Annotated in this window: 12 protein-coding genes; 5 read left to right on the forward strand and 7 right to left on the reverse strand. The window is 40.8% G+C overall.

The features are described 5' to 3' along the window. The first annotated feature begins 32 nt into the window (after positions 1-32). Entirely contained in the window at positions 33-3,431 is a 3,399-nt protein-coding gene (locus ACE1B6_RS22535) for a PAS domain S-box protein (protein WP_413259518.1), read from the forward strand. Here the strand turns inward: ACE1B6_RS22535 and ACE1B6_RS22540 are convergent, their stop codons facing one another. The 6 genes from ACE1B6_RS22540 to ebsA form a co-directional block, all read right to left on the reverse strand. Next, positions 3,432-3,977, reverse strand: coding sequence for a YidH family protein (locus ACE1B6_RS22540; RefSeq protein WP_413259519.1), 546 nt, complete (start codon positions 3,975-3,977; stop codon positions 3,432-3,434). Between the two features lie 59 nt (positions 3,978-4,036). After that, complete coding sequence (locus ACE1B6_RS22545) at positions 4,037-4,528, reverse strand: YajQ family cyclic di-GMP-binding protein (protein WP_413259520.1); 492 nt, start codon at positions 4,526-4,528, stop codon at positions 4,037-4,039. 136 nt (positions 4,529-4,664) lie between these two features. Then, the gene (locus ACE1B6_RS22550; RefSeq protein ID WP_413259521.1) at positions 4,665-5,069 is read right to left on the reverse strand and encodes an MAPEG family protein; all 405 of its coding nucleotides are present in this window, start codon (positions 5,067-5,069) and stop codon (positions 4,665-4,667) included. A 45-nt stretch (positions 5,070-5,114) separates the two neighbouring features. Further along, entirely contained in the window at positions 5,115-5,618 is a 504-nt protein-coding gene (locus tag ACE1B6_RS22555; protein ID WP_413259522.1) for a DNA recombination-mediator protein A, read from the reverse strand. Positions 5,619-5,665: 47 nt separating this feature from the next. Then, entirely contained in the window at positions 5,666-6,757 is a 1,092-nt protein-coding gene (locus ACE1B6_RS22560; RefSeq protein WP_413259523.1) for a phosphotransacetylase family protein, read from the reverse strand. Between the two features lie 47 nt (positions 6,758-6,804). Continuing rightward, a complete protein-coding gene (gene ebsA / locus ACE1B6_RS22565; RefSeq protein ID WP_413259530.1) occupies positions 6,805-7,182 on the reverse strand; it encodes a type IV pilus biogenesis protein EbsA in 378 nt (125 codons plus the stop codon). A gap of 262 nt (positions 7,183-7,444) precedes the next feature. On the opposite strand from ebsA, the gene ACE1B6_RS22570 reads away from it, so the two are divergent. Both ACE1B6_RS22570 and ACE1B6_RS22575 read left to right on the forward strand, forming a co-directional pair. Next, positions 7,445-8,419 carry a radical SAM protein gene (locus tag ACE1B6_RS22570; RefSeq protein WP_413259524.1) on the forward strand — a complete coding sequence of 325 codons (975 nt, stop codon included), beginning with the start codon at positions 7,445-7,447 and terminating at the stop codon, positions 8,417-8,419. Beyond that, on the forward strand, positions 8,373-9,776 hold the full coding sequence (locus ACE1B6_RS22575; RefSeq protein WP_413259525.1) for a glycosyltransferase family 2 protein: 1,404 nt from the start codon (positions 8,373-8,375) through the stop codon (positions 9,774-9,776). Before ACE1B6_RS22570 ends, ACE1B6_RS22575 begins: the two co-directional genes overlap by 47 nt. A 154-nt stretch (positions 9,777-9,930) precedes the next feature. Here the strand turns inward: ACE1B6_RS22575 and ACE1B6_RS22580 are convergent, their stop codons facing one another. Next, positions 9,931-11,928, reverse strand: a complete 1,998-nt coding sequence (locus ACE1B6_RS22580) for a DNA polymerase III subunit gamma/tau (protein WP_413259526.1) — start codon at positions 11,926-11,928, stop codon at positions 9,931-9,933. Positions 11,929-12,075: 147 nt separating this feature from the next. Here ACE1B6_RS22580 and ACE1B6_RS22585 point away from each other — a divergent pair, with 147 nt between their 5' ends. Together ACE1B6_RS22585 and ACE1B6_RS22590 are read left to right on the forward strand one after the other, a co-directional pair. Continuing rightward, positions 12,076-13,362 carry a C13 family peptidase gene (locus ACE1B6_RS22585; protein ID WP_413259527.1) on the forward strand — a complete coding sequence of 429 codons (1,287 nt, stop codon included), beginning with the start codon at positions 12,076-12,078 and terminating at the stop codon, positions 13,360-13,362. Positions 13,363-13,377: 15 nt separating this feature from the next. Continuing rightward, positions 13,378-14,511: a tetratricopeptide repeat protein gene (locus ACE1B6_RS22590; RefSeq protein WP_413259528.1), complete on the forward strand. Its 1,134-nt coding sequence runs from the start codon at positions 13,378-13,380 to the stop codon at positions 14,509-14,511. The last annotated feature ends 143 nt before the right edge of the window (positions 14,512-14,654 follow it).

Consider the following 14,654-nt stretch of genomic DNA (forward strand, 5'->3'; position numbering starts at 1 on the left):
TGCCCATTATCAGCCAATAGTCAGAGTAAAAAATGAAATACTCAGTCGCACAAAAAGATATCGGAAAAATTCCCAAATTTATTAAATTACTGAAAGGCTTGTCTAAATTGACCTGTGTAATCAGCATTGTTATAGGTTGTTATCTTTGTGTAAGTTGGATGATTATTCCAGGACTAGGCTTAATTATTCCTGGGTTAACATTATGGTTATGGCATCAGAAGAATATTAAAGGTAGATTAGCAATTTTTAATCTTGTCTGTTTATTATTGCTAATTTTTTTAGAAATGTTAGAAACATTCCCCTTATTTATCCAAGTGAATTTTGGGAAAATGCCGGGGGATTTGGCAACTAATACAGGAATTGCAGTTATTTCTCTGAGTCTAGCCTTATTTTTGTTAGTAAAAAACTTTTATAGTGCGGCTCAATTTTTTAGCGTACTGGCATTTCTCCTCGCTTTAATTGGCTTTTTGGGGGATGTTTATCAAATCAAAAATTTTTACGGATTTGGGTCTTATACTACAATGTTCTTGCCGACAAGTATGGCAATTATCTTATTGTCTTTGGGGATTTTGTTTGCTTCTCCCCAACAAGGTTGGATGCGAACGTTAACTAGTGAAAATGCTGGGGGAATTATGGCAAGACGGATGTCGCCTATTGCGATCGCCATCCCATTAATTGTCGGCTGGCTAATTTTAATAGGTTATCGCACTAATACCTATTCCCCAGAAATTGCGATCACTTTATTGAGTGTCTTAAATATTATCTTTTTTAATTGGGTAGTTTGGTGTACTGCTAGATTTTTAAGCAGAGTCGATAGCCAAAGAAAACAAGTACAAAAAGCCCTACAAGAAAATGAAATTAAGTTTCGGGCTATCTTCGATCAATCATTCCAATTCGTTGCTTTATTAAAACCAAATGGTACTTTAATTGAAGTCAATCAAGCTGCATTAGATTTTGGGGAACTTGCCTTAAATGATGTGATTAACAAACCTTTTTGGCAAACTAAATGGTGGGTAGATGAAGATAGATTAATTACTCGCTTATCTCTGACTAACTATGAAAATTTGTCTCCCGCACAACAACAGTTGAAAACTGCTATTAATCAAGCATCGCAAGGGGAATTAGTTCGTTATGAAGTAGATGTTTGGGACGCAAATAATCAATTAGTAACTGTTGATTTTTCTCTCAAACCACTCCGCGATCGCACGGGAGAGATCATCTTATTAATTGCGGAAGGGCGCGACATTAGCGATCGCAAACAAGTAGAAATCGCTTTACGAGAAAGAGAACAATTTTTAGCCAGCATTTATGATGGCGTTAACTACATTATATGTGTAGTTGATGTTAAAGAAGATGGCGAAATTACTTATGCTGGTTGGAATCCAGCCACAGAAAAAATTACTGGAATTAGTTCTCAAACTAGTTTTGGCAAAACCCCCGAAGAACTTTTTCCACCACATTTATCTAGGGAATTTCGCCAGGGATTTAACCAATGTTTAGCGGCTAAAGCTTCTATTTCTTATGAAAGTCATACGATAGTTGATAATGAAGAAGCTTGGTTAATGGCAACTTTAAATCCCTTGAAAGATCCAGCAGGGAAAATTTACCGTATTATTGCCACTTCTACTTATATTACTGAACGGAAAAAAGCTGAAGAAGCTTTGCGGGAAAGCGAAAAATTAGTGCGATTATTTGTGGAACATACACCAGCTGCGATCGCCATGTTTGATCAAAATATGAACTATTTAATGACTAGTCGCAGCTGGTTAATTGATTATCATCTGGAAAATCAAGATATTATCGGTAAATCTCACTATGAAGTCTTTCCTAATATTCCCGATCGTTGGCGAGAAATTCATCATCGCTGTTTAAAGGGCGCAGTAGAAAAATGCGAAGAAGATCAAATTATTCATATTGATGGCACAATAGATTGGATATATTGGCAAATTCATCCTTGGCATAATGATGATAACGAAATTGGCGGAATTATCATATTTTCCGAACTGATTACCGATCGCAAAGAAGCAGAAATAGCTTTGCAAAAATCGGAAGCCCAATTCCGCAAATTAGCCCAACAAGAAGCATTAGTTAATCACATTGCTAACCAAATTCGTAATTCCTTAGATATTGACTGCATTTTAGGAACTACAGTACATGAATTGCGTAACTTATTGCAGATCGATCGCGCCGCCTTTGGTTGGTATCATTACGATAGTAATCCCCAAACTTGGGAATGTATAAAAGAAGCAAAAAACGAACTTTTACCTAGTATATTAGGATTATACAAAGCAACCGTACTTGGCCCTTTAAAAGATAAAATTCTGAATCAGGAAACCTTTCAAGTTAATGAAGTTAAAACTTACTCAGATCCGATTTTACGGGAATTTCTTTTAGAGTTACGTTATTCCTCAATTTTAATTTTACCTATTCAAACCCAATCTGGGAAATTCGGGGCTTTTAGCTTAGGACATACTAACAGCAAACGCCCATTTACTGACAGCGAAGTAGAATTAATTGAAGCTGTGGGAGTGCAATTAGCGATCGCCCTTAACCAAGCTGAACTATACTCCCAAAGCCAAGAACGTACCCAACAATTAGAAATCACATTGCAGGAATTACAACAAACACAAACTCAATTAATTCAAAGCGAAAAAATGTCCTCTTTAGGGCAAATGGTAGCAGGTGTCGCCCATGAAATTAATAACCCAATCAGCTTCATTTATGGCAATATTCAACCCGCTACTGAATATATTCGAGACTTACTTAAACTACTGGAACTGTATCAAATACATTACCCCTATCCTGCACAACAAATCCAAATAGAAGCAGAAGCAATTGATTTAGAATTCTTGATCGAAGACTTACCCAAAGTGTTAACCTCTATGAGAGTAGGCGCAACCCGAATTAGAGATATTGTGCAGAGTTTGCGCGTTTTCTCCCGCTTAGATGAAGCCGACATGAAAGTAGTCGATATTCACGAAGGAATAGATAGCACAATCATGATTTTGGAACATCGACTAAAACCCAAACCTCACTTTTCTGGCATTTCCGTAGTTAAAGAATATCAGAAATTACCATTAGTAGAATGTTACCCAGGACAACTAAATCAAGTATTTATGAACATTTTAGCTAACGCCATAGATGCTTTAGAAACTCAACCAGAACCCCGCAATATTACGATTAATACTCAAGCTAAAAATCAGTTAGTTATGATTAAAATAGCTGACAATGGTGCAGGAATGCCTCAAGAGGTTAAAAGTAAAATATTCGACCCATTTTTCACTACCAAAGCTGTAGGTAAAGGTACAGGTTTAGGATTAAGTATTTCTCATTCAATTATTGTCGAAAAACACAATGGTAACTTGGAATGTAACTCCCAATTAAGTCAAGGTACAGAGTTTATTATTGAAATTCCAATCCGACAAAAATAATTAATTTTTTCTTCGCATTCTTGGCTTTTCAAAAACAAGACTTCTGTACTTCACAGAGTTGAAAATCGCTGTACTTAAGGGTATCACTTTTTTCAAAGTTCTCTTCCCTAAATTAAAAGAGTTTGTTTTACTATTTGGCGGATTTAACTTAGTGGGAACTGGGGTATGTCGTAGCAACAAAAAAGGAATACTTAGTAATCCTAAAATCATCACTATTGCAGCAGTTATCCACACCATTAAACGGCTAGCCTGATAATCTGCTTCTTCAATTTGCCGGAAAACTTTGTTATATCGCCATACAGATAAACTAATAACAATCACTCCTAAAATTACTAAACTAATTCCTAAATTTTGGGAACTAAGAAAGGTATCTGGAACGGTATTTTGTCCTGTAAATGAAACTTCTAGTTGTCGGAGAAATAAGCCAAAACGGGAAATGGCAAAACCAAAACCAATTAAGGCAATAGCTGTTCTCAGCCAAGCTAAAAAAGTTCTTTCGTTGGCTTGATGTTCTCTTTGTCGATCGATCTTTCCCGAATTAGCCATACTTTTTAAAACTAGTTAGCTGGGCGAACTTACCCAACCAACTTTCAACCTTTTCAACCTTAACGATAGTTAGTAAATTGCAACGCTACCGGGTAATCTTCCTGCTTCAAACGTTGAATAACTGCTTGTAATTCGTCTTTATCTTTCGCAGAAACTCGCACCGCATCGCCTTGAATCGAAGCTTGCACTTTCTTAAATTCGTCGCGAATTGATTTGCTAATTTGTTTAGCAATTTCCTGGCTAATGCCTTTTTTGAGTTTAATTTCTTGGCGAACTCGATTACCGCTGGCTGCATCAACTTTGCCGTAATCAAAAATTTTCAAAGATAACTGTCGCTTTGCTGCTTTTGTTTGCAAAATTGTATGCACGGCATCCAAAGTAAACTCGCTATCCGTGTTAATAGTAATCGTTTCCTTGCCTAATTCTACAGTAGTTTTAGTATCTTTCAAGTCGTAGCGACTAATAATGTCCCTATTAGTTTGATCGACTGCATTTACTAATTCTTGGTAATCAAAGTCACTAACAATATCAAAGGAATAAGTGGAGGCCATAACAAGTAACTGAACGCTAACAGAGGATGATTGGTAATTGGTAATTGGTGGTTAATTGGAAATTTCAAATCTAAAATTGGATGAGACTTGTTATTGCTAATTTTCCTACCTATTACCCATTACCTAACAATTGATTTCATCTAGCTTGGTTAAGACTCAATACAATTAAAGTGCCACTACAAAGAGTTGCGATCGCAAACATTAGCGATCGCAACAGTGGTACATTCAAAATGTAAAACACCGAGTAAAACAAGCGGGCAACTAAAAAAGTCAACCCAGCAAAAATTGCCAGAGTCGAACTAACACCTGTAATGTATGCCATCAATGCTGCTGGAGCGAAGATCATCAAAGCTTCAAAACTATTTTGATGCGCCCAAGTAGCACGTTGAGCATAAGCAGGTAACTTATCAACCATAGCTCTAGGAGTTGCTAAAGCTTCTGTTCCCAAATTGACACGAGCAAAAGCTACTAGCAAAAAAGGAACATAAACTAAAACAATAGCCACAGCAATGCAATACAGAAAAGTTATCGATCCTGACATTGGTAATAACCTCATCAGCCCTAATTCATTTCCCCAATTTGCACCTTAATCAAAATAAAACAAGGTGACTAATTTTCTTTGCTCCTCAGCATCTTCGCAGGTTTTTAAAAGTGTCCTACTATCGTGAAAAGCAAAGCAAATTAATTGTTGACATCGGGAAACAATTTCCTGATTGCAGAGAGCACTAGCTTCACCCAAAGACAGATGATCGTTTTCCGGCTTTTCTACCAAGTGCATTACCTGTTCGAGCAACTCACGAGACTCTCGCGGTTGTCTGTCCAGGCTTTGCGGTAAAATCACCGTTAACAGCTTGGGATCTGCCCGCATTGCGCCGCGAATCGCAGCTGCATTTGTCCCCGTAGCACCAGAAGTGAGCAGTTTATTCCCCGTTAAAACTAGGGCATAGCTCATCATTTCAATTAAGTGCTGATGGGTAATAGGAACGTGGCGCGAACCTAACAGGGCAATTCTTTTTGCCCCTGTTTGTTGGATCGTCGCTAGTTCTTGGACTAATTCATCAAATTTAGGAATGTCCAGCGATTGACTCAAGGATTAATGTTGAAGACACAACGACCTAGTTATTTTAACAGACTCAGTTAGGGCAAAGTCACAGCTGTTTGTAAATCAAGTGTTGCCAGCAACCGATTAATATCAAAATGTTTTGCCATTAACTGCCGGACACATTCGACCTTGATTGGTTCTTGGAGACGTACCTGACCAAAAGCTCGATCGATAATTTCCACAGTTGTTAAAGTATCCAGATCCACCGAAAGAATTGGGATTTCCAAATCTTCAGCCCGACTCAAAATCAATTCAGTAGGAGGAATATGCCCAGTGAGAATTAGACATTGGGTAGAAGTTTCCAAAGCTGCTAGTTGAATTTCGGTGCGATCGCCCCCAGTCACCACCGCCATATTCCGTCCTTTACGGAAATATTTCAGTGCTGAATTAACATCCATTGCCCCAATTGTCAAGCTTTCTACTAGTAGATCTAAGCGATCGCCACGGCATAAAACCTCAGCCTTCAACTGCTTGACCAACTCCCGAACAGTCACGCTGCGGAGTAAAGCACTGCGGGGCAGAATGCCCAACACTGGAACCTCGCGGTTTTCCAGAAATGGACGCACTTCTGTTTCGGCAATTTCCATTTCCTCTGGAGGCACATCATTGAGCATCACACCCAACAAGCGATCGCCCAACAACCACTTAGCCGACAACAACTTATGTACCGAAAGCACCGACTGCCAACGAGACACTAGTAACACTGAGGCATCAATAGTATTAGCCACCTCTAGCAAAGACAAATCAAACAAACTGCCCTCATCTAAAGTACCTGGCCCCTCTAAAAACACCAATTCCCCAGCCGCCACATCAAGATACTTCGCCAACTCCCTCCGGTAATCTACCGTATCCTCCCCTTTAATCCGATTTTGGACAGTTTTCTGATTGAGAAAAAACAAAGTTTTCTTAATTCTCTCCAAAGGCAAGTTCAGGCTTTGAGCCAAAAACTTTACATCCTCATCCATCCCATCAGGATGAGAATCGCTCCAACAAGTTCCCAGAGGCTTACCGTAGGCAATATCCAGTTGTTTTTCTTTTAACTGATGGGCAAGCCCCAATATTACTGCTGACTTGCCACTATAAGATTCTGTTGACCCAACCAGCAAATATTTCGTGAATTTTGGCACACCCTCGCTCCTGACTTCACTTTCTTACAAGGTGGCTTTTCCAATTTTTACTCATCCAGGCGTAACAGCCTCCGGTAGAAACTCTTGGAAAAGTCGATCGTCCGCGTGGACTTAAAATTCATTATCACTTCTATGAGAAAGTTAACAAATTCATTATTTGCCAAAGTAATCTCATAGCTGAGTTCTGCATTACCATCAAACTGCAACCGACAACGAGTTAAATCTGCGGGTAATGCAGCCACACTCCAAGTAGCGACAAAAGGAATACTCTCCCCGCCTTCAATTTTGCGATTTCCTTCCAGTACACCCTTTTCATAAAGGCTCATTGCCTTGGGAAGCCAAGTTCGCTTATTGCCTTGGTAGTAGGGCATATAAACACCTACTCTTTGAGGATTGGCAGGGGGCAGTTGTTCAATAATATCCATAAAGTTCCTTTTTTGCTCGTTACTATAGGTATCAACTAAAATTGTCCCGATCGTATTATTCCCCAATTTAACCAGCGGAATTACCACTTTGCCGCTAAACTAATACGAAATTATCATCACAAAAAAATGGTCGGGGAAAAATTACTCGGCTCAAAGGGGCAATTTCCCTGGAAAATGGTTGCAGAACTGCGAAAACTATAGCTTTACTTGGCTGAGCTTTCTAGTTCAATCACACAATGGCAAGTCTTACTTTGGAGAAGCTATGGCACCTTTGGTGGCAAATTACTATTTAACCTATCGGTGTAATGCTCGTTGTCATTTTTGCGATATTTGGGCCTTAGAACCGCCTAAAGAAGCAGATTTCGAGACAATTCAGCACAACTTAAGGGATTTGCGACGTTTAGGGGTAAAATACATCGATTTTACAGGTGGCGAACCCCTACTGCGATCGGACGTAGCCCAAATCTACACCGAAGCTAAAGCGCAAGGGTTCATCACCAGCATGACCACCAACACCATTCTTTACCCGAAACGGGCGGAAGAAATGCGGGGCTTAGTTGACTTCCTCAACTTTTCCCTAGATGGCCCAGATGCCGACACTCACGACCAATCGCGGGGCGTAAAGATTTTTGATAATTTGGTTGAATCCGTAGCTCTAGCCAAATCCCTTGGCGAGTATCCCGTACTCAACCACACCGTCACCGCCCAAAATCACCGACGAATTTCCGAGGTAGGAGAATTAGGACAGCGTTTAGGTGTCCGAGTTTGGCTAAATCCCGCCTTTACAGCCCATAGCAACTACAATTCCAAGAAAAATCCCACCCCCGAAATCGTCAAATCAATAGAGACAGCTGCGAAGCAGTACAGCAATCTTGGATACAATAAGGCTGCATTGGCCTTTATTGAAGCCGGAGGCAATGACACCAAAAATCCCCGTTGTAAGGCGGTGGATGCTGTAATTGCCATTTCTCCTGATGACAAACTGTTGTTACCTTGCTACCACTTCGCCCAAACTGGTGTCCCAATTAACGGGAAATTATACGATTTGTATCGCCAGTCGGAAGTGGTGGAAGAATACCGTCAGTCTCAGGGCAAACTACCCGTTTGTGAAGGCTGTACAGTTTGGTGTTATCTAATACCCAGCTTCTTTAAAGGTGTAGATAAGTACTGGTGGTTGAATCAACTGACCTATGCCAGCGAATTCCTGGCCCGAAAACAATTCCTACAACGAGTTTGATGAATTGAACTCGCTGATCTCCGATATCTCCCAAACAGAGGACTCGGACGAGACACCCAATCAAGGATATGGGGGACGTAGACGGAAAGCGGCGATCGTCCTGACGATCGTTTGGAGTGGCACTATTGCCCTACATTTACTTTCGTGGGGTAGTTGGCTGATCTTAGGCTTGACAACCTTAATGGGAATTCATGCCATCCGCGTTCTGCGAGCCCGCCCCCATGCCCTACCTAAGTCTTTGTCACCAGAAAACCAAGATTCTTGGCCCTACGTCTCTTTACTGGTAGCAGCTAAAAATGAAGAGGCGGTAATTGAAAGCTTGGTCAAAACCCTCTGTAGTTTAGATTATCCTAGCTACCGTTATGAACTTTGGGTAATTGATGACAACAGCACGGACAAAACTCCACTGGTACTCAAGCAACTGACGCAAAAGTACGATCGGTTGAAGGTATTCCGGCGATCTTCCGGTGCAAGTGGCGGCAAATCAGGCGCATTAAATCAAGTTCTGCCCCTGACTCGTGGCGATATTATCGCTGTGTTTGATGCTGATGCTCAAGTACCTAAAGATATGCTCCAGCGTGTCGTCCCTGTTTTCGCTAAGGAACAGGTGGGCGCAGTTCAAGTGCAAAAGGCGATCTCTAATCCTGATGTGAATTTACTCACTATGGGACAAGTGGCAGAAATGGCACTTGATAGCTATTTCCAACAACAACGGATCGCCATTGGTGGCATTGGCGAACTGCGGGGAAATGGTGAGTTTATTCGCCGTTCTGCTTTGGAAGAATGCGGCGGTTTTAATGAGGAAACGATTACTGATGACCTCGACTTAACTATCCGTCTGCATCTGGAACAGTGGGACATCGAGTTTGTCCTCGATCCTGCGGTGGAAGAGGAAGGGGTAACGAGTACGATCGCTCTTTGGCATCAACGCAATCGTTGGGCGGAAGGCGGTTATCAACGTTATCTGGACTACTGGCGACCGATTTTTGCTGGTCGCATGAGTTGGCGGAAAACTTGGGATATGTTCATGTTTTGGACGATCCAGTATTTTCTCCCCACCGCAGCAGTACCGGATTTTTTAATGGCGATCGCCCGCAACCGAATGCCTGTGTTTAGCCCAGTCACAGGTCTAATGCTTACCATGTCTTTTATCGCTATGTTTAGCGGTTTAAGGCGGATTAAGAAACCGGAAAAAGCCACTATTCCTAACCTGTTTTTAACTTTGCTTCATACCATCCGTGGCACTTTATATATGTTTCACTGGATCGTTGTTATGGCTAGTACTACAGCCCGAATGTCTGTTTTACCTAAACGACTAAAATGGGTGAAAACTATCCATAAAGGTGCAGAGTCTTAGAAGGCAGAGGGGCAGAGGGGCAGAGGGGCAGAGGGGCAGAGGGGCAGAGGGGCAGAGGAGAATTTAAAACTCAAAACTCAAAACTCTCTCACTCCCCATCTCCCCATTTCCCCATCTCCCCATCTCCCTATCTCCTTGTCCCACTTGCCATTGCCTAAAAGTCTTCTTCTGGTTCTGCGAAGTCTTCTGTGTCGAAATCTGGGTTTTGGGAGAGCGATCGCAAATCGTTTTTTTCCGGTAAAGTCTCCCCTAATTCTAGAAAATCATCTGCTTCTACAATCACACCATTAAAAACACTAATTAAACGTTGAGCAGCCTTTCTTAATACTTCCGCTTCCGCATTCTTTGCTGATTCTTCGGGTTTTGATTTTGGCGGTTTCTCCGGTTTATTGAAGGTTGGCGGTGGCGCTTTTGGTTCTGGGTTAGGTGCGGGATTGCTGGGGATTTCGCGATCGGCTTTCACCGGAACTTCTGAAGATTCAATAGTCGATTCAATATTAGTTACTTGCGGCGGAGAAATTTCCGTTTTTTTATTAGTAATTTGTACCCTTTGATTAGTTACGGATTGATTTTGATTGCTGATTACTTTCAAAATTACTTTAACTTTTCGCTGCAAAATTCGCTGAAATGCAGTTTCCAAATAGGCAATTTTTGGCTGAGCAATTTTTAGCAAGTTCGCTGTTTTAATCCCGATCTGAGCCTGAGAATCTTCTAAAGTTAATAAACATCCATGTTGGCTAAAAAGAGCTTTGCCTGCAACTGGTAAAACTTCTAATATTTGTAGCCAAAGTTGTTCTAAATTGAGTTCGTGACTCCCCAAATTAGCAGAGGAATAAATTTCTGATTGTGGTTCAAATTCCACAGTTTCAGCAGTCTCAGCAACGGGCTGACTAATCTCTTGATTTGGCTGAATATTCTCGAATTTAACCGGAGGTTTTACAGAAGTTGAATCTTCGGCAGGTGGCGCTTTTTGAATAGTTCGAGTAGAAAAATTTTGAGGAACATTAATTGGATTAGCCTTTTGGGTTACAGGGGAATTATTTGCAGGTTGAATTGTTTGTCTAATTGCTGAAGGTAACAAACTTAATAAGGTGACTTCTAACCATAGTCGAGGTTGCGTCGTATTTCTAATTTGAAATTCGCTATCTTTAAGTAATTTTTGACCTGCTAAAATTTGGGTGATTTCCAAACCTGTAAACTCACACATCTTTGACCAGGTTGGAGTAGTGACAACGGCTAATTCTGGACGGTTAGGCGCACTTTTAGCAATTAATAAATCTCGGTAAAAACTGGCTAAATTTTGCAGCACAATTAACGGTTCTCGTCCTCTATCCATCAGGCGACGCGCAATGTCTAAAACTGCGGTAGTTTGGTCATTGGCGATCGCCTCCAACATCTCCATCAAATCTCTTTCAGGAACCGCACCCACTAAATCCCAAACCGCCTCAACTGTAACTTGTTCGGGAAATAAACTTAACTGATCTAATAAACTTTCCGCATCTCTTAACCCACCTTGGGCAACTTGGGCAATTAAAGTAATTGCTTCTTTCGTAATGTTAATGTTTTCTTGATTCGCAATTTGCCACAAATGATCTACCATTTCCTGTAAAGGAATCCGGCGAAAATCAAATCTTTGACAGCGAGAAATAATGGTGGGTAAAACTCTTTGCGGATCTGTTGTTGCTAAGACAAAAATTACTCGATCGGGCGGTTCTTCCAAAGTTTTCAGCAAGGCATTAAACGCCGCTGTTGATAGCATATGAACTTCGTCAATGATGTAAACTTTGTAACGACACTGTACGGGGGAAAATTGCGATCGCTCAATAATTTCTCGAATATTATCTACCCCAGTGTTGCTAGCAGCATCAATTTCTACTACATCTAAAGATGAGCCTTTAGCAATAGTTATACAAACATCACATTTACCACAAGGACTTTCTGTGGGAACATTGCTAGAAAGACAATTTAATGACTTAGCAAAAATTCTCGCACTTGAAGTTTTGCCTGTACCTCTAGGGCCAGTAAACAAGTATGCTGGAGCAATACGTTCCTGTTGGATCGCATTAGTTAAAGTAGTTGCGATCGCCTCTTGACCCACCAAATGGGCAAAAGTTTGCGGACGATACTTGTGATGCAGGGGTTCGTAAGACATGAGAAACAAAAAGCAATATAGTTAATGGCTAAGATGCTTATTAATCGTGAGATTATCTATTTTGAAACTTAAAATTTTCACTTTGAATTGCTGTTGGCGTAGCCTGCCACAGGTATATCAGTTACTCGTTACCATTTAGCAATTACCATGCCACAATTTTCCATCCCTAGTTTAATTCTCTGTAGCTTGGCTGTTCTCACATTCATCAGTCTACAATTCCCACCAAAAAATCCTCACAACGTTAAAGAAAAAAAAGAAAAGCCTGTCGCAATAGCACAAAACTTGGAAAATAGTCAAGGTAAACAAAATAATTTAAACTTCCAGCCAACTCAAAGTTTTTTAATTATTGGCGGTGGGCCAGAACCAGAAGCTAACGAAATTGGCATTGAAAAAAACATTCTCTACTTTCAGCGGACTCTGCGTGTAATGGGATACAATCCAGCAGAGGTACCCATCTTCTTTGCTAATGGTAACAATCAACAAGCCACCGTGAGCTATTTGGACAACAGCGGGAGACAATTGTTTAAAATCCCAGAGATACCCAATATTAAGGGTGCCTCAACTTTGTCTAACCTAGAAAACGCCATTCAACAATTACAAACTAAAAAACCTGATTCTGTGTTCTTTTACTTCACAGGTCACGGAATTCGTAATCCTGAGAATATCAATAATAACCTAATGTTGTTATGGGATGATGAACCATTAAGCGTTAAAGAGTTTTCTAATTTGTTAGATCAATTACCTCCAAAAACATCATTTGTGGGTATGATGAGTCAATGCTACTCTGGGTCATTTGCTAATTTAATTTATGAAGGTGGTAATCCGAAACGTCCTGTAACTCAAAGACCTCGTTGTGGGTTCTTTGCTACTGTGAAAACTCGACCTTCCGTTGGCTGTTCCCCAGAAATTAACGAAGCTGACTATGAGGATTATAGCTCTAGTTTCTTCGCTGGTTTAAGTGGACGCGATCGCACTGGTAAAACAGTAGCTTCCGCTGACTATAACCAAGATGGGCGAGTCTCTTTCACAGAAGCCCACGCTTTTGCCAAAATAGACCAAGAAAACGTTGATTTTCCCCTGTCTACTTCTGAGTTTTGGCTGCAAAATCAAGCTAATAAAAAGACTCAAGAAACTATCTTAAGTCAGCCGATAAATGCTACTTTAGTAACAGCACGTCCCGAACAAAAATATGTAATTAATTATATCACAAAAATGTTTAATTTAAACCCGGAAAAGTCTTTTCGGGAAAATCAAAAAACTACCCTCCGGGGGAAAATCAAAACGGAAGAACAAGAAGCTTATTTAATGCGGTTACGCATGGAACTATTAAACATTGGCATGGAAAAAAAAGTGCGAACTTCCCAAAACTCTCAAGCTATTAGCATACTTGAGAGATTACTTCAATGTGAAAATGGTTCTTGGGGGAAACAATAAATAAACGGTTGTCAAATGAATAGAATAAATCCTGAAATTAAAGCAAAGATCGAACGTATTGGGCGAGTTGTTCGCAACTGGCTGAGAAGAAAACTCAGGCAATGGTTAAAACCTTGGTTGACACCAAAGCCACAAAAGTATCAAGTACCACAAAATTATACGTCCCCAGAAGATAATCGACCTTTAGATAATGCAGACTATGAATATTTTTTCATGCAGTTACTAGAAGGGGTGGATCATGGATGGCGAAGAATTCAAGTTGAGCGAGTTTTTGCCGCTTTGTGTGAGAAAAGTCCAGAAGCAGAATGGATTGATTGGTTGAGGGAATTTGGCGATCGCTTATTAGCCGCACCATCAGCAAATGAACACTTAGCCAGTCAAATGATTAGATTAGGTGAATTAGGTTGCGGAACTTTCGGCAAAATGTCCCGTGAAATCGGCTTTTCCTTGCTAGCAAGATCGCCCCAAGCCTATCTTTACAATCATGAGCTTTATCAAGAACCAGAAATAGTAGAAAGTCCCGCCCAAAAAGCACAAAATTTATTTCACCAAGGAGTCGAACAATTTAATTCAGGAGACTTTTGGGCAGCAATTGCTACTTATGACAAAGCTCTAGAAATTTTACCAAACGCTAACGAAATTTGGTACAACCGCGGCAACGCTTTATTTAAAATAGGTAAAGCTACAGAAGCGATCGCCAGTTATGAAAAAGCCTTGGAATTTAAATCAGACAAATACGAAGCATGGAACAATCGCGGCAACGCTTTATTTAATTTAGGCTACATTCAAGAAGCCTTAGAAAGTTACAGTAAAGCCGTAGAAATTCAACCCCAATATCACCAAGCTTGGTTTAATAAAGCAGTATTATTGGGGAATTTAGGTAGGCTAGAAGAAGCGATCGTCGCCTACGACAAAGCTTTAGAAATTAAACCCCAAGACGATCAAGCTTGGTTTAACCGCGGATTAGTTTTAGGTAATTTAGGTAACTTAGAAGATGCGATCGCCAGTTGGGATAAAGCCTTAACCATTAACCCAGAACGCTACGAAGCATGGTATAACCGCAGTGTAGCCCTGAATAACTTAGGTCGAACCGAAGAAGCTAACGCCAGCTTAGAAAAAGCAATGGCACTTAAACCAGATCTTTATTGAAGGGACTGGGGACTGGGGACTGGGGACTGGGGACTGGGGACTGGGGACTGGGGACTGGGGACTGGGGACTGGGGACTGGGGACTGGGGACTGGGGACTGGGGACTGGGGACTGGGGACTGGGGACTGGGGACTGGGGACTGGG

The organism is Floridaenema fluviatile BLCC-F154, assembly GCF_041929135.1.
Lineage (GTDB): Bacteria > Cyanobacteriota > Cyanobacteriia > Cyanobacteriales > Aerosakkonemataceae > Floridanema > Floridanema fluviatile.